Below are 15,394 nucleotides of genomic sequence, written 5' to 3' on the forward strand. Positions count from 1 at the left end.
TGCCACAAATGCTAAAACTAAAATCAGCAAGAGAGGGACAATAGTTTTAGCTTGTGAAATATTGATACAGCTGAAAAATACAATCAATGTAGTGTAAAAAAATAAAATGTTTGAAATAATTAAGATGCTAACTTAAGCCCAATGTCTAGCTTTTAAAAAAGATTCAAACTTAAAGTAATATTTACAGATTAAAATCAACGAAATATAGATTAGTATTTGATTTATCTCGAATTCCTTATCATTTAGAAAATTTAGTATTTGGAAGTAAATCTGTAGAGCTAAAAGTAAGCTAAAAAAAATAACACCTCTACGACTTGCTTTTTCTTTTACAGTTCTCATAAATCTAAGCGCTAAAATGCTAATTTCGCGTTAATTTTACAGTTTTTTTATATGTTAATGCTATAATTCTGACCAATATCCAGTACTTTCAAACGGTTAATACCATGCCACAAATGTTTATTGATTATTCTGACAATATTCAGAATTTAGATAAAAAGAAATTGATGTTGGGCTTAAATCATGCACTGTTTGATACAGGTTTAGTGGGGCACGCGCATGATATTAAATCCCGTATTCAATCAGTTTCGGATTATTTAATTGGCTTTGGAGATGAAAGTGGCGAGCAGAGTAATCAAGCATTTATTTTTGTACGTTTACAAGGTCTAAGTGGACGTACTGAACCACAAAAAGACTTAATGACTGAAAATTTATCGCAATTTTTACAGTCATTTGAAGATTATTCTGCACAGGGTTTAGAAATTCAGCTCTGTGTAGAGTTTGCTGAAATGCCACGAGAAATTTATAAAAAAGTTTTCGTGCAAAAATAATCAACTTGGGGCTTAAAAGATAGGCCCCAATCTTTTACTTATTCATTTCTGAGTTCGCATATTGCTTTAACCAGTTTTGGATATCGCGCTTGTAACTCAACACCATTGAGTAAATCTCTTTCAATCTCGCCCGCCGCAAAATCATAGTGATGTTCTGGATGTTGTAAATATACCGCATCACGAATCTCAGACTCTTCTTCATTTTCATGATGGACGCTATATGCTTCATCAGCAACATAGAGTAGACCCTCAGCCCAAGTGTCGCCTATATCAAAACTATATTTCCCGCTAACAAAGTTTTGAATATCTTCTTGTATGTCATCAAAGAATTCCTTGCCTTTGAGGATTAACCAACATCTAAAATAAATAAAACCATCATCTGATAAATAGGCATCGAAATTGAAAATACCATCTTTTTCAGTAAAATCAGATTCTAAAATTGTCGAGAGTTCTGCGATTTCAGCGCTATAGAGTTGTGAGAGTTTGAGCTGGAGTGTTTTTTCAAAAGTAATCAGTTGTTGTTTATCTAATTGAGATAAATATTGCACAAGATCTTGTAAATGCTGGTCAATATCATAATCAGACCAGTGAGCATTTTTGTTGTGATTCGACTGGTCTATTGCGTCCCAAAACAATTTTTCTTCTTCTCGTAATGACATCAGTGATTCCATAGGTTTAAGCTTAATTTTAATGCTAAAAAGCAAATTTATCTGTTTAGTTTAAAGACTTAAGACTTCTATATCAGCATATTGCCAAATTTTATCTGCACTCATTTGATATATTTCATCTAAAAATGCGACATTAAAGCTTCCAACAGATTGGGCTTTTTCAAAAGCCAGTTTTCCTGCAATCGCAAAATGGATATGTGCAGAGATTGTTGCAATCGTAGCTGTTGTGACTGCACTATAAGCTGCAATTAATGCCCCTAAAGCGCAACCTGTTGCCGTGACTTTCGGCTGTAAAAAGCTTCCGCCATTGACCTGAATCACACTATTAAATTCTTTAGATAGAATAAAGTCAGATTCACCAGAAATTGCAACACATTCGGTATGGGTTAAAAGTGCTAAAGCCTGTAAATACACTTCATTGCTTGACACAGTACTGTCTACACCTTTCGATTCAACCTGATTTCCGGCAAGTGCACTGATCTCTGAAGCATTGCCACGAATAACATTTGGTTTAAGCAAAACCAATTGATCAACTATTTCACTGCGCCATTTGAGAAATGCACCATAACCAACAGGGTCGAGCACCCACGGTGTATTTTTACTTGCTACAGTTTGCGCTGAAATTTGCATAGCCTGCATTTGTTCAGAGGTTGGTGTTCCCACATTGATACTTAATGCCGCAGCAATAGAAGCAAAGCTTTCAGCCTCAAATGGGTTATCAATCATTGCAGGTGAAGCCCCAGCAGCCAGTAAGACATTGGCAGCATAATTTGCTGCAACACTGTTGGTGATGCACTGGACTAAGGGCTGTTGAGTTTGCAACTCAGTCAAAGCATCCACAACTTTTTGTAAAATGACATCAGTGTGGGTATGAAGTTGATCCGTTTGAGAATGTGTAATATTTTCAGGATGATTCATAAATGCTCCTTACTGAGTAAAGTAGTGGTCTTGGTGTTTGCAACTGCGACAAAATAATGTCACATAATTTTGTGCATCATACTCAACCGTTAATTCGTTTGAGCCACAATACATACAGCGCTTTTGCGAATAGAAATTTAAGCGTGGTTCGATCTTTTTCCAAGATTTCCACACAGGTTGAAAGAAGATACCTTCATCGTAGCCTAAAAACCGATAAAACAGTATTTCACTCATCCTACTTAATGGAATATTCGGTGGACGTGGCAGGGTTGAGGTTTCCCATTTTTCTGCAATTGCGCGTTCTCGATATTGTTGCACTGTTTTTTTGAGAATATTGGTATTAATAAAGTTTTCGTTACGAATTTGTAGCGCCTTTTTTTGATATAAATATTCAAGCGCAGTTTGAATGAGATAGAAAATTTGCCCAACGGCTAATGTGTCGAGTAGGTGATAACAGAAGATTTGGAAGTTTTTATTGCCCGAAATCTGGATACCCCACGTGCGACAATAATGTTGGGTAAACTGTACAATTTCTTGATACAGCACAACATAGAGTGCATTTTTGACTTCTTCGGATGTTTTAAATGGGATACCTTGGCTTAGATTTTCATAGAACCAATGGCGTAGTTGTGTTGCGATACTAAACATACTCGGTTCGGAATAACCATCCAAACGAACATTGATATAGTATTGATGTGCATCATCACTAAAATCTTTGGCAACAAAAACATTGTCTTTAATCAGTTGATTGAGAAGTTGACTTTGAAAATAGTAATTGGGGGTAATGGGATGATATTTAATCACTTCCCAATCAATAAACTCTTGATGGTTGGTATTTTCATGCACCTGATTGTCTAAAATACTCAGTAAAAATAATTTATGTAAAAAACTGAGCTGGTCTAAACCTAATTCAAAATTATCTTTTTTCTTTAGCTTACGGGTTTCTTGCAAGCGAGTTTCTTTAATCAGTTTACGCCGTTTGCTTTGGCATGTTTCACAATGACAGTTGCGTTGATTGTTTTGAAAAACTTGATGATTGCAATGGCTACATTGGTGAAAACTCACTTCTTTCTCAAATTCTTCAGCTTCAACATAATACATACTTGCCTGACAAAGTGGGCAAAATGTACTTTCATCCAGCTGTTTTTGCAGAATTTGAAGCATAGAGATAAATATATAAATTATTAAGGACTTTTCATTATACACATCTATATAGATGAAAGCTGATTGCTTAAAATGAATGTTTTATAAAATATACAATTCAATGATGATTGAATCCATTGTATGATTATTCAATGATATTCAAAGACTAAATCTCAACGAGCGAATCCATTTGAGTGCAAGTTTAGATGTTTCGGAATGGGATCATTTTTTAATCTTTTTATCTGGACTGTACGTAGAATGCCATTATGGTATTTTCTTGCTCAAAGCACTTAAAAATATTCAAATTGATCCGATTGAGAACCGTTATATGGGGCGCTTCGTTGCGTCAAAACATATTGACCATTCGGAATTATTGCAGGATAAAATAGCGCAGTCTGGTTTACATTATCATTTTGAAAAGCAAATATTCGTAATCCCTTTACAAAAGTAACAATGTGGAGCTTTGGGGAAATGAAGATTGTATGGTTTATCAGTTTATATGGTTTAAATGCGGTAAATAGAACGTATCTATTGATTCTATTTACCGATAAAAGGTGATTTAAACAATAATCCTAACGCTTATCTGCCTCAATAAGCAGCAGGGCATGGTAATTCAGAATCCTCAAAATGCTCCATTTTAGCCTGAAGCAATGCCTTGGCTTTTTTAGCTGGAACTTTGTGCTGTCCTAGCATTTCATATTGTTTTAAAAGCGCTGTCACTTCACTGGTTTTTAAAGGAATGCCTTCACAAGTCATAAACATCGCAATAACCTGATGATCTAACTTCGCTTTATCCAGCATTTGCATCGTTTTAATGTTTTCAACACGGACTATATGGTCTTTAAAAATCATGTTGCACCTCATTTTTTGTTGAGTATTTTTATTGTGCGATATACACAACATTAAACAAGCAAGAACTGTGCTCAAAATGTAGTCGCTTTGAAAAAAGTGTAATGTTGTGCATCGAGGTGTTTAATGATTTATCGCGCACCAACGGGTTGGTACAATCCATTACCCTTACCAATATGTGATTGATAGATTGGAATCCATGGTGCGAAGAATATATTTTGTTTCCATTCATTTAGCACATTAAAACCGTTACGTGCAATTGCGATACGATGTTGTAGATTGGCCAGATTGGTTGCTGTGAATGGTGCGCGTATAATCAGATAGGGGGTGAAAATTAATTTAAATTTATTGATGCCCACAAAGATATCACCACGTAAGCCTAAATTCTCTAAACTCAGCGAGAGCATAAAATTATTAATTTTAGCAAAATCACGCATTATTGGCTTATCCCACATCGGCTGTAGAATTTTTTCTTGTTCATGAATGCCAAAGCTGATAGCTGCATCTGTAGCCAACTTTTTAAATTTTGATGAATAAATGCTTGATCTAAGCGCTTCTTCATCCGCGATTTTCTGTAATTGAAACGCTTGAGTCAGGGTTGATCCATAACCAGTCAGTTGTTGTGCCAACACTAAAGCATCATAGTGTTGATGCATGATACTGAGTCCACCAATATCTGCCATGACATTGGCCTGCCCATTAATTAATTCATTATTGGCTTGGGCAATGGTGGACTGTAATGTCGGTACATTCATCCCTGCAATAATGACACTTTGACCATTGGTGACATTTAAGGGATCTAAAGCATTGGACAATGAGAAGGTTAATGCATAGGTAGAACGGACATCATTGGCTACAAAAATACCCAGATTTGGCCAGAAGAATTTTGGATTGTTACGACTGAGTGCATCGTAATACATTAAAATAAAAGCATTAGTTGCAAGTAATATTTTTTGTTGTGACTGGTTGCCATAAGTATTTATAGCAAGCTGCCTAACTGTGGAAAATTGCTGGCGAATTTTGCTTCGGATACTTTCGTACTGTTGAATAGTGGTAGTAATGGATGGGTCGAATAGAAAGGTTTGATTATTGGCAATGTTGTAAAGTTGCTGGTACAGGTTTTTTTCAGATGTGTTGAGGTTACGTTGTGCCATATTGGCATTCATATTGTAGGCAAGTTTTGAGAGCTGTGCTGGGCTCGCTTGAGTGGCATAGCTGGTTGCTGCCATTGTTTGTGTGGCATAAGGTACGACCAAAACAGCTGTAATACCGATGATACATCTCGTTAATATTGCTTTAAATCTGGATATGGTTTTCTTATTCATGGGGAACATCCTGTTAATTTGTTTTTTAGAATTATGCTTATTTTGAATGTGTGCTATTCAAAGGTTCTAGTTATAGATAAGAAAAAATAAATTTAAAATGTGCTTTTAGGACAAGCAGATGAATGGTTTTTCCAGTAAATGATAAAATTATGTGATAAGTAAAATGAATATAGTTTCATTATAAAAATCAGAACAAATCGCCATTGTCATAAAACTGTCATCACGACATTGCATAGTGCAATAAATTTTACATATATTTGACATAAGAGTAGAGCAATATGGCATTTAAATACGGCGTTGCTGCATTAGCTTTAATGCTAAGCGGATCAGTTTTTGCAGCAGTCACTTTATCTGCGCCAGAAGAAATTGTAGTATTGGCGGTAAACGATCAAGAAGTGAATTCAGGTTTAATCCGTAAAAAGAATGAATATAAAGTCGATGCTGGTCAAGTTGCAGTAAGTGTTCGTTATCAGCAATATTTTGAACATTTAAATGGTGAACACGACATTTTAAAATCGGGTGTGGTCACAGTGACAGCGCCAGATTTAAAAGATGGTCAAACTTATAAAATTGCTTTGGTAAATCCACCTCAGCGTTTTGAAGATGCAAAAAAATATGCAGAACAACCAACGATTGCGATTTATGACAATAAAAACCGTCTCGTGGTGCAACAGACTGGTGTGAATACTGAAGCGAAGCCTTGGTTAGGTTCTGGTTTATTCGGCAAAGTGATTGATTTAACTTCAAGTAAGAAAGCGCCAGTAAATCAACCAGCAGCTGTATATGCAACAACGACAAGCCAATCGCCAGCAACAACCTCAGTTGCTAAGACTACTCAAACCGTGAGTGATGCCAATTCGGCAGATCGCCAATTGATTCAAATCTGGCAAAATGCAAGCAAGGCTGAACGTCAGAAGTTTATGACTTGGTTAGCTGAGCAATAATTTGAAGTACATGTAAAAGACCATTTCGATGGTCTTTTTTGTGTTATAACAAAGTGTATTTTTGAAAAAAAGAATAAAAATGTTTGAAAGTTTTTTGATGTCAGATGATTTTCTTTATACAGTAGCGATCATTTTTACCGCTATTGGCTTATTTGCTTTTAGCTGGATTCCATATCGAGCTTATTGTATTACAGCGCAACTCTTTCAGAATAAATCTAATATTTTCCATTTTCTGGCTTTCTTTGCTAGTTTAGGTATTTTATATATCTGGTCAATCTCATTTTATAAGCTAATCTTTAAATGTATTGCCGGCACTGCCCAAATGCATTGTTCGGGTAGTCGAAGTGGAGAATTGCTGATTCTCTTGGAGGTTGTTTTATCACTGGTCATTTTTGAATTGGTCTTATTTATCTTCAAGTTTTTAAAAAGCAAACTGTATGCAGCTTAATTTTAGAACAGCACGAATATCCGACATTACAAATTTAGTTGATTTGATTAATTCTGCTTATCGACAACAAGACGGTCGTAGTTGGACGAGTGAATCAGAGATTGTCACGGGTGATCGAATCAATACCGAGCAATTAGAACAAACATTGGCTCAGAATAATTTTCAGTTATTTGTTGCTGAATTAGATGAGCAAATTGTGGCATGTATTGGTCTGACTTTTATCCAGCATGATGTGGAAATCGGCACATTTTGTATTGCAGCTAAATTCCAAAATCAAGGTATTGGCAAATATGTTTTAGATTTTGCTGAACAGTATCTGCATGACAAAGTCCTATCTAACCATTGTCATTCCACGCATTTCGTTATGTGGGTTTTAAGTGTACGTCATGAATTGATTGCTTATTATCAACGCCGTGGCTATGTACAAACGGGTGTAGTGGCGGATTATCCTTTAAATGCAAATGTAGGCATACCTGTTATAGATTTGCATTTAATTGAAATGAGAAAGAGGGTGCCCAGTAAAGTTTCATCCAATTAAAATAAAACCCTGAATAAATCAGGGTCTTATTTTTTCAAATTTAGGACTTAGCTGAAGAACCAAGTGTAATAGCCCCATAGCATGAGTGGCCATGCGATATAGGGACTAAATAACCATTTCCATAACCAAAACTGTGGCAGAAATCCTACCCCATGTATAAAGCCACCTGAAATACCAATCATCACCATCATGAGCGCACTATGGTTATAGTGACCATTGGCATCAAGCATTGCGCCAGGATGAATCAACAATACCGCAGCAAGAGGCAATGCCATCAAAAACGAAATGGCCATTGCAAACTTATTCGGCTTTCTTTCTTTTGTTGTCATTGCGATCTCTGTCATGGTTTATTCCTCATCCAAATCTTGATGATGTTCAATATAGAGTGCACTTAAAACACCTGCAAAACACGCCATCAAGATCCCAAGAATCCAAGCGAAATACCACATAAATATTCTCCTATTTGCTTAGACACAGCCTTAGTACAGGCTGTGTGAGTTGTCTTGAACATGTTTGTTGGTGATAACGCCCCACATTTTGTAATAACACCATGTGGTATAGATTAAAATAATTGGCACAAATATAGAAGCAACCACAGTCATTACTGTCAATGTATTCTTACTTGAAACCGCATCCCACATGGTTAAACTTACAGTTGGGTTGATACTTGATGGCATTAGGAATGGGAACAGTGCAAAACCAGCAGTTAAAATTGATCCAGTCACCGCTAAGGTAGAACCTGTAAAGCTCACGCCAGCTTTGTTTTTACCAGCACCAAAGATAATCAAGATTGCGCCAAGAATTGCAGAAATCGGTGCAAGCATGGTGATTGGGTAAATTGAATAGTTATTCATCCAACCATGGTTACCTGTTGTTAATACTTCTTTCGCAAGCGGATTGGCAACAGCATTGGTATTAAATGGCTGTACCAAAGTATATCCTTCGATGCCACCAAAATATAACCAAGCACCCACGCCCAAGAAAGTGACTAAGAAGAGTATACCCATCAATTGTGTTGCTTTAGCAGAACGTTGACGTAATACACCATCTGTACGCAGCATTAACCATGCGCCACCATGTGCACACAACATCGACAAGCTTACTATACCGCAAACCAGTGCAAATGGATTGAGTAGGGCAAAGAAGCTACCTGTATAAGTTGAACGTACAGTCTCATCTAAAGTAAACGGTACACCTAAGAACATATTACCAAATGCAACACCGAAAACCAGCGCAGGTACAGCACCACCGATACATAAGCCCCAATCCCAAGAATTACGCCATTGGGTATTTTGCAGTTTAGAGCGATAGTCAAAGCCAACAGGTCTAAGGAAGAGTGCAAATAAGACCAGCAAGAGCGCCCAATACATACCTGAGAAAGCCGTTGCATAAACCATAGGCCAAGCAGCAAATAGTGCGCCACCCGCAGTCACGAACCACACTTGGTTGCCTTCCCAATGCGGTGCAATGGTATTGATTGCTGCACGGCGTTCATCATCAGTTTTACCTACAAATGGCATCAGTGCCATTGAGCCCATATCGAAACCATCTGTGAGGGCGAAGCCAATCAGTAGAACACCGACTAAAACCCACCAGATAATTTTGAGAAGTTCATATTCGATCATGATTGATTCTCCCCAGTTTGAGCTTGCTGAGCTTCAAGTTTCTCGAAGTGATATTTACCTGTATGTAAAGAGCTTGGTCCTAAGCGTGAGAATTTGATCATTAAATACATTTCGATAATCAATAACACAGTATAGAACGCGGCTAATGCAATGATTGATCCCCATACATCGCCAGTACTTAAACTTGATGCAGAGAGATGTGTAGGCAACACTTCACCAATGGTCCAGGGTTGACGACCACCTTCAGCCACATACCAACCTGTTTGTGCTGCAATCCAAGGTAATGGCAGTGCAAACAATGCAAATTTAAGTAACCATGGTTTATTTTCTGCATTACGTTTTGCCACAGCAAATGTTGCAAGGATAAACAGGAGTAGCATCAAGAAACCAGAAGCGACCATTGCACGGAAAGAGAAGAACAATGCAGTTACATTTGGAATGGTATCTTTTGTTGCTGCTTGAATATGTGCTTCAGAAGCATCTGTTACATTTTCAGTATATTTTTTAAGAAGTAAGCCATAACCTAAATCTTTTTGGTTTTCTTTGAATGATGCCATAAGTTCAGGCGAACGGTCACCAGCACGAAGTTTTTCAAGTTCGCTATATGCCACCATACCATTACGGATACGTGCCTCATGTTGAACCATCAAATCTTTAAGCCCAGTGACTTCTTTATCGAGTGAACGTGTGGCAATAATACCCATCGCATACGGAATTTTTATGGCATAGTCAGTACGTTGTTCTTCCTGATTTGGAATACCAAATAAAGTAAATGGCGCAGGTGCTGGATGAGTTTCCCACTCAGACTCAATTGCAGCCAGCTTGGTTTTTTGAACATCACCAAGCTCATAACCAGATTCATCACCCAATAAGATGACTGAAAGTGTAGACGCTAAACCAAAGATTGCAGCGATGGCGAAAGAGCGACGCGCAAATGGTAAATCACGTTTTTTCAATAAGTAATAACTTGAAATGGCGAGAACAAAGATTGCACCAGTGACATAACCTGCAGACACCGTGTGAACAAATTTCACTTGAGCAACTGGGTTAAAAATCAAAGCACCAAAATCGACAAGTTCCATACGCATGGTTTCAAAATTAAATTCTGAACCGACAGGATTTTGCATCCAACCATTGGCAACTAAAATCCATAATGCGGATAAATTCGAACCCAGCGCAACTAACCATGTCACACTTAAATGTTGAACTTTTGAAAGGCGATCCCAGCCAAAGAAGAATAAACCAATAAAAGTTGATTCTAGAAAGAATGCCATCAATCCTTCAATGGCAAGTGGCGCACCAAAAATATCACCCACATAGTGAGAGTAGTACGCCCAGTTTGTACCGAACTGGAATTCCATGGTCAGACCAGTGGTTACACCTAATGCAAAGTTAATACCGAAAAGTTTGCCCCAGAATTTGGTCATGTCTTTATAAATTTCTTTACCAGAAATCACATAAGTGGTTTCCATAATGGCAAGAATAAAAGCCAGACCTAGAGTAAGTGGTACAAATATAAAGTGATACATCGCGGTCATTGCAAATTGGAACCGCGAAAGATCGACCACGCTTTCAGAAATCATCAACGTGTCTCCTTGATTTGGGAAGGACTGCCAGCAATACGCTCAGCAACTTGGTTATCAAAATTTTTAGGAATAGTCGGCGCATCAAACCAGATATGTTTAATCGTCATTAAAAGTGCAATCTTAATTATTAATATGATTGCAATTTCCCTGACAAGCCGCCGGTTTAAATCATTAGGTTTTAAGCTCATGCGTTAAGCCTATTATTTAAATATGCTTATATTATTAAACAAAACACCACAAGAAATAAATAGATAAAACAGTTAAAATAAAAATATATTATTAAATTTAAATTAAACAATGACTTAAAAATTTGTGTTGTTAAAAAATATACTAATTTTTATTGATTTTAAAGTTGATTAAAACACTTGTAATTAATAAAAATAAAACCTAGTAAAATAGTATTGTTTAGATTTTATTAAACCAACTAAATTGGTTTGAATTAAGTTTGGTGAGAAATTATTCCGATTAAAATGGTTGGTTTAAATTTTTGCTGAGTTTATTATTTTAGAAAAAATCCAATTGAGTAACAAATATGGGGGGAACAATAATCGTGATTTATGCTTAAATTTTAGTCATAATTAAAAGTTGAAAGATGTTTCTATTTTGATAGTTGGGTATTTATTTGATTATGTACAACTTCATCTATATTTGGATTTTTGCTGAAGTTCAATGATTTAAATTCCTGTTCATTTTATCTAATAAATTATAACTGGTTGAGCTGAAAGGAAATCACCATGAAATGTTTAGTTGTTATTGCTCACCCTGTAACTGATAGTCTTTGTCAAAGCTTGGCGAAGACCGCAATAGCGACTTTAATTGCCAATGGTCATGAAGTTGTGATTGAAGATCTGTACGCTTCTGGTTTTTCACCAGCACTGACAGATGAGGAACGTCAAAGTTATTACAGTCCTACATTTGATCAAACTGTTGTCAAAGAGAATATAGATGATTTACTTTCCGCAGAAGCTTTAATACTGGTCTTTCCGACTTGGTGGTTTGGTTTTCCTGCAATGCTGAAAGGCTGGTTTGATCGTATTTGGGCTCCTGGAGTTGCTTATGATCATGCAAACGATTTGGGTGCAATTCAACCTAAACTCGATAACCTAAAATACACATTGGCGATTACTTCATTGAGTTCAGCTTGGTGGGTAGATCGTTTGGTACTTTGGCAACCAGTAAAACGCATATTGAAAATCGCATTATTGAGTACCTGTGCACCAAAATGCCATTTTCAAATGTTGTCACTGTATAAAGCTGAATCACTTACTCAAGTTCAAATTGCATCATTTTGTGCACGGATTGAAGCTAAAATTGCAACTTGGCCAAAATGAGGGCAAGTTATGATTAGATTCAGCTGGAGACGTAATAAAGGTATTGGATGTGCTAAACCGAGTCAGACTTTTAATACTGATCTGAACTAAATAGATGATTTGAGATCGAAATTTTCTTGGCAATATAATGTGATTTTCTAAAACGTATTAAGATGATTTGAGATTGAAATTCTAACTCACCAAATTCTGGTTCGACTTGGATATAGTGCAGTTGTCCATTTTCATCACGGACCCGTGCTTGAGCTGAAAATCCTGGTCGTGCATTACCACTAGAGACTGTAGCCAATCGTCCAAGCAAGTCAACTTGATTCAAGGTAACTTTAGGTTTTATCACCTGATCCAAACAATGAATCATAAACACGGTAAAGAAGATTGCAATCACCAATGCGGGTAAAACCACATAATACCAAGCGGCAAATACTTGTTTGCTTGCAAAGATAGAGAGCTGTAAAAAATAGCCTGCAAAACTAAAATTCAATAATAAAAAAACGAAAATAAGTACTTTGGAAAATTTAACTTGTAACAGCGGCGACTCAATGAGCCAATCTGGTGAAATTTTTTTCAGAAAGGTGCTTGGCCGTAAGCCGATATAGTAGCCAAAAGTTTCTGCCATACTCAGCAGAATTAAAGCCAAGACACTGAGGTGAAAGGGCATTAATTCATGTTCAAATAAGAATCCAAGCATGGCAGTTTCCAACCTTATTCGTCCTCGATGTAAATACCACCATCTGAATGGACTGAAATATTCACTTTTTCAAGTTTATCACCCAGACATGGTCCTGAAATACATTCACCTGTTTCAACTTCAAACAAAGCACCATGTGTAGAGCATTGAATATATTCGCCGTCTTGGTCTAAAAACTGATTTTCCAGAAATTCCAGTTCAGTTTGTAGATGAGGGCAGACATTTTGGTAGGCATAAAATGCACCATCACGTTGAGTGATAAAAATGGTGTCGCCAGTCATTGTGTCAAACGCACGTGCCTTACGCTCTTCAATTTCATCGGTCATTGCAATTTTTTCAGACATTTATGCACATTCCTTTTTGAACGTTTCGAGTAGATTTGCGTATTCTGCAACGTCTAGGCGTGGTCCAAACTTAGACACCACTTCACTTGAAATAAGAATAGCAAGTTGTGCCGCAGTTTGTAAATTTTCACCATTATTTAAAGCATATAAGAAAGCACCTGAGAATGCATCACCAGCACCATTTGCATCTACTGCATTTACTTTACGACCTTGAACATAAAAATGCTGTTTTTGATCTGCGACTAATGCACCTTTTTCACTTAGTGTAATCACCACATCAGTACTTAGTGTTTTTAATTTATTCAGCGCAGCTTCAACGGAGTCAGTTTCTGTATACATCATGGCTTCTTGTTCATTACAGAAAATTAGATCCACACCATCATCGATTAGTTCATTTAGACCTTGACGTGCATATTGCACCATTGCCGGGTCAGATAGGGTCAATGCGATTTTAACCTTGTGATCACGGGCAATTTGACGTGCTTGTTTTACGGCTGCGCGTGCTGAATCACTTGTAGACAAGTAACCTTCGATATATAACCATTGCGCTGTTTTTAAAGGTTCGAAATCCATTTGTAGATCTGAAAGTTCTGCAGTAATGCCGAGATAAGTTTGCATCGTGCGTTCTGAATCTTCACTGACCAGAACCATACATGTACCCGTAACACCTTCACTGATCGATTTTTTCGAAGTTTCGATGCCTGCTTCATTTAAGCCGTCGAGATAAATTGTGCCTAGATCATCATTTCCAACACGGCACGCATAAAATGCTGAAGAACCTAAGGCACTGAATGCCACTGTGGTATTGGCAGCTGAACCGCCAGATGCTTGACCTTTATAATTTTGGCTGGCTTTTAAATTATTGTATAGCTGAGTTTGAGACTCACCATCTGCGAGTTGCATGGTGCCTTTTTGCAAATTTTGTTCAGCTAAAAAGAGATCTGATACTTTAAATTCTTGGTCAATGAGTGCGTTACCAATTGCAAAAAGGTCAACTATAGCCATGTTCTTCATCACATCAATGTTAAAAACATAAAGTTTACACGAATGCTCAGCTTTACAGTAGTTTGTTGAAAAAATTTCAATTACATTTGTCAAATATGGTTTGTTGGAATTTTATAACTTGATGGTGTGCTGAACAAAACCTGTTTTTGAGATGATTATTGCGTAATTTAAGCCATTGTGTTGATCAGTGTGCGTGATTAAATTAGATTGTTTCACGGTGATTGATTGAGATCGCTGGGTTAGGTTTTGTTTAGAAATAAACATAGGCATAAAGTTAAAACTGTCTACAGACCCTAAATATATTGGAGGTTGAGTGAATATTTTAATTCAACAGGTAGATCAATTGCCTGCGCAAATTCAAGATTTAGCCGTAGTTGCTGAAAAAGAAGGGTTTCATTTTATTCAACGTTTGGTTGATGAGTTTCAGCAAGGCACTAATAAATTTAATCGACATGGTGAATTTTTATTGGTTGCGTTTGATGGAGATAAACTGGTTGCATGCGGTGGTTTAAATATTCAAATCAGTGAAGATGGTGATACAAAGCAGAACCCTGAAACTCAGCATAAAATTGGTCGGGTACGTCGTTTCTATGTATTGCCTGAATACCGAAAAACTGGATTGGGTAAAAGTTTATTGCTCGAACTTGAAAAAAGAGCAAAATCTAATTTTTCTGCCTTGTGCTTAAGTAGTGAAAAAGATGCAGCGCCATTTTATCAAAAGCAAAATTATGTTTTTGTCTCAAATCACCCAAATTATAATTACTTTAAATATTTAATTTAGTGAATTTGGAAATCCCTTGGCCTATAGCGCTTAACTTTGAGTAGCAGCATAATTCGATCAAGGGGCTGCTGGTTTATAGCTATAGGCTTTAAGATACTTTTTATTCTTGGAGATGAATCCATGTTGATCTCCAAAAAAAATTTCTTGGTAAACATACTAAAAATAGCCTAAGCAATTCTTTTCTATAAAAAGCTCTTGATACAGATAACACTTGTTTAATCATTTTCAGGGAAAGCCTATTTAGATTGGTTCACAATCTTTACTCATTATCAGAATACATAGAAAACATTAGCCTAAAAAGGCTCGAAGCATCACTAATTAAAATATTGAGTTAAAAAAGTTAAGTTTTACAGTGATGATAGAATCTTTTGATCATC

General features: G+C 36.7%; 20 protein-coding genes. 7 read left to right on the forward strand and 13 right to left on the reverse strand.

The window, feature by feature from the left end:
* The first annotated feature begins 443 nt into the window (after positions 1 to 443).
* Complete coding sequence (locus tag FY049_RS17130) at positions 444 to 827, forward strand: 5-carboxymethyl-2-hydroxymuconate Delta-isomerase (protein WP_056511760.1); 384 nt, start codon at positions 444 to 446, stop codon at positions 825 to 827.
* Between the two features lie 38 nt (positions 828 to 865).
* Here the strand turns inward: FY049_RS17130 and FY049_RS17135 are convergent, their stop codons facing one another.
* The 3 genes from FY049_RS17135 to FY049_RS17145 are packed head-to-tail and all read right to left on the reverse strand — an operon-like array spanning position 866 to position 3,577.
* Positions 866 to 1,486, reverse strand: a complete 621-nt coding sequence (locus FY049_RS17135) for a DUF4240 domain-containing protein (RefSeq protein WP_234623710.1) — start codon at positions 1,484 to 1,486, stop codon at positions 866 to 868.
* 60 nt (positions 1,487 to 1,546) lie between these two features.
* The gene (gene thiM / locus FY049_RS17140; protein ID WP_446084048.1) at positions 1,547 to 2,413 is read right to left on the reverse strand and encodes a hydroxyethylthiazole kinase; all 867 of its coding nucleotides are present in this window, start codon (positions 2,411 to 2,413) and stop codon (positions 1,547 to 1,549) included.
* Positions 2,414 to 2,422: 9 nt separating this feature from the next.
* Positions 2,423 to 3,577 (reverse strand): hypothetical protein, encoded by a 1,155-nt coding sequence (locus tag FY049_RS17145; RefSeq protein WP_333666813.1) that lies wholly within the window; start codon positions 3,575 to 3,577, stop codon positions 2,423 to 2,425.
* A 169-nt stretch (positions 3,578 to 3,746) separates the two neighbouring features.
* Here FY049_RS17145 and FY049_RS17150 point away from each other — a divergent pair, with 169 nt between their 5' ends.
* Complete coding sequence (locus tag FY049_RS17150) at positions 3,747 to 4,007, forward strand: DUF6678 family protein (protein ID WP_004719665.1); 261 nt, start codon at positions 3,747 to 3,749, stop codon at positions 4,005 to 4,007.
* 137 nt (positions 4,008 to 4,144) lie between these two features.
* Here FY049_RS17150 and FY049_RS17155 read toward each other — a convergent pair whose 3' ends face one another.
* Both FY049_RS17155 and FY049_RS17160 read right to left on the reverse strand, forming a co-directional pair.
* Complete coding sequence (locus FY049_RS17155; protein ID WP_004719666.1) at positions 4,145 to 4,408, reverse strand: hypothetical protein; 264 nt, start codon at positions 4,406 to 4,408, stop codon at positions 4,145 to 4,147.
* A 128-nt stretch (positions 4,409 to 4,536) separates the two neighbouring features.
* Entirely contained in the window at positions 4,537 to 5,730 is a 1,194-nt protein-coding gene (locus FY049_RS17160; RefSeq protein ID WP_262781502.1) for a hypothetical protein, read from the reverse strand.
* Positions 5,731 to 6,008: 278 nt separating this feature from the next.
* Between FY049_RS17160 and FY049_RS17165 the strand changes: the two genes are divergently transcribed.
* The 3 genes from FY049_RS17165 to FY049_RS17175 all read left to right on the forward strand — a co-directional run bounded on the left by FY049_RS17165 (position 6,009) and on the right by FY049_RS17175 (position 7,660).
* Positions 6,009 to 6,674, forward strand: a complete 666-nt coding sequence (locus FY049_RS17165) for a YccT family protein (RefSeq protein WP_056511748.1) — start codon at positions 6,009 to 6,011, stop codon at positions 6,672 to 6,674.
* A gap of 79 nt (positions 6,675 to 6,753) precedes the next feature.
* On the forward strand, positions 6,754 to 7,122 hold the full coding sequence (locus FY049_RS17170) for a hypothetical protein (protein WP_446084049.1): 369 nt from the start codon (positions 6,754 to 6,756) through the stop codon (positions 7,120 to 7,122).
* Entirely contained in the window at positions 7,112 to 7,660 is a 549-nt protein-coding gene (locus FY049_RS17175) for a GNAT family N-acetyltransferase (protein ID WP_446084050.1), read from the forward strand. Before FY049_RS17170 ends, FY049_RS17175 begins: the two co-directional genes overlap by 11 nt.
* A gap of 47 nt (positions 7,661 to 7,707) precedes the next feature.
* On the opposite strand, the gene FY049_RS17180 is transcribed toward FY049_RS17175, so the two are convergent.
* From FY049_RS17180 to cydP, 5 genes are read right to left on the reverse strand one after another with little or no spacing between them, the layout of a single operon-like run.
* On the reverse strand, positions 7,708 to 8,004 hold the full coding sequence (locus tag FY049_RS17180) for a cyd operon YbgE family protein (RefSeq protein WP_224963717.1): 297 nt from the start codon (positions 8,002 to 8,004) through the stop codon (positions 7,708 to 7,710).
* A gap of 3 nt (positions 8,005 to 8,007) precedes the next feature.
* Complete coding sequence (gene cydX / locus FY049_RS17185) at positions 8,008 to 8,109, reverse strand: cytochrome bd-I oxidase subunit CydX (RefSeq protein WP_002120988.1); 102 nt, start codon at positions 8,107 to 8,109, stop codon at positions 8,008 to 8,010.
* A 30-nt stretch (positions 8,110 to 8,139) separates the two neighbouring features.
* Positions 8,140 to 9,285 carry a cytochrome d ubiquinol oxidase subunit II gene (gene cydB / locus FY049_RS17190; RefSeq protein WP_004719675.1) on the reverse strand — a complete coding sequence of 382 codons (1,146 nt, stop codon included), beginning with the start codon at positions 9,283 to 9,285 and terminating at the stop codon, positions 8,140 to 8,142.
* The gene (locus FY049_RS17195) at positions 9,282 to 10,868 is read right to left on the reverse strand and encodes a cytochrome ubiquinol oxidase subunit I (protein WP_004719676.1); all 1,587 of its coding nucleotides are present in this window, start codon (positions 10,866 to 10,868) and stop codon (positions 9,282 to 9,284) included. Before FY049_RS17195 ends, cydB begins: the two co-directional genes overlap by 4 nt.
* Positions 10,868 to 11,059, reverse strand: a complete 192-nt coding sequence (gene cydP, locus FY049_RS17200) for a cytochrome oxidase putative small subunit CydP (RefSeq protein ID WP_056511741.1) — start codon at positions 11,057 to 11,059, stop codon at positions 10,868 to 10,870. The genes FY049_RS17195 and cydP overlap by 1 nt, the downstream gene beginning before the upstream one ends.
* Before the next feature lie 546 nt (positions 11,060 to 11,605).
* On the opposite strand from cydP, the gene FY049_RS17205 reads away from it, so the two are divergent.
* Positions 11,606 to 12,202 carry an NAD(P)H-dependent oxidoreductase gene (locus FY049_RS17205; RefSeq protein WP_446084051.1) on the forward strand — a complete coding sequence of 199 codons (597 nt, stop codon included), beginning with the start codon at positions 11,606 to 11,608 and terminating at the stop codon, positions 12,200 to 12,202.
* A gap of 70 nt (positions 12,203 to 12,272) precedes the next feature.
* On the opposite strand, the gene FY049_RS17210 is transcribed toward FY049_RS17205, so the two are convergent.
* The 3 genes from FY049_RS17210 to FY049_RS17220 are packed head-to-tail and all read right to left on the reverse strand — an operon-like array spanning position 12,273 to position 14,236.
* Positions 12,273 to 12,887, reverse strand: a complete 615-nt coding sequence (locus FY049_RS17210; protein WP_004822174.1) for an OB-fold-containig protein — start codon at positions 12,885 to 12,887, stop codon at positions 12,273 to 12,275.
* A gap of 14 nt (positions 12,888 to 12,901) precedes the next feature.
* A complete protein-coding gene (locus FY049_RS17215; protein ID WP_162242519.1) occupies positions 12,902 to 13,213 on the reverse strand; it encodes a Rieske (2Fe-2S) protein in 312 nt (103 codons plus the stop codon).
* An 18-nt stretch (positions 13,214 to 13,231) separates the two neighbouring features.
* Positions 13,232 to 14,236, reverse strand: coding sequence for an adenosine kinase (locus FY049_RS17220; protein WP_262781493.1), 1,005 nt, complete (start codon positions 14,234 to 14,236; stop codon positions 13,232 to 13,234).
* Positions 14,237 to 14,549: 313 nt separating this feature from the next.
* Between FY049_RS17220 and FY049_RS17225 the strand changes: the two genes are divergently transcribed.
* Positions 14,550 to 15,017 carry a GNAT family N-acetyltransferase gene (locus FY049_RS17225; RefSeq protein WP_004719686.1) on the forward strand — a complete coding sequence of 156 codons (468 nt, stop codon included), beginning with the start codon at positions 14,550 to 14,552 and terminating at the stop codon, positions 15,015 to 15,017.
* The last annotated feature ends 377 nt before the right edge of the window (positions 15,018 to 15,394 follow it).

The organism is Acinetobacter sp. 1125_18A (assembly GCF_052824985.1).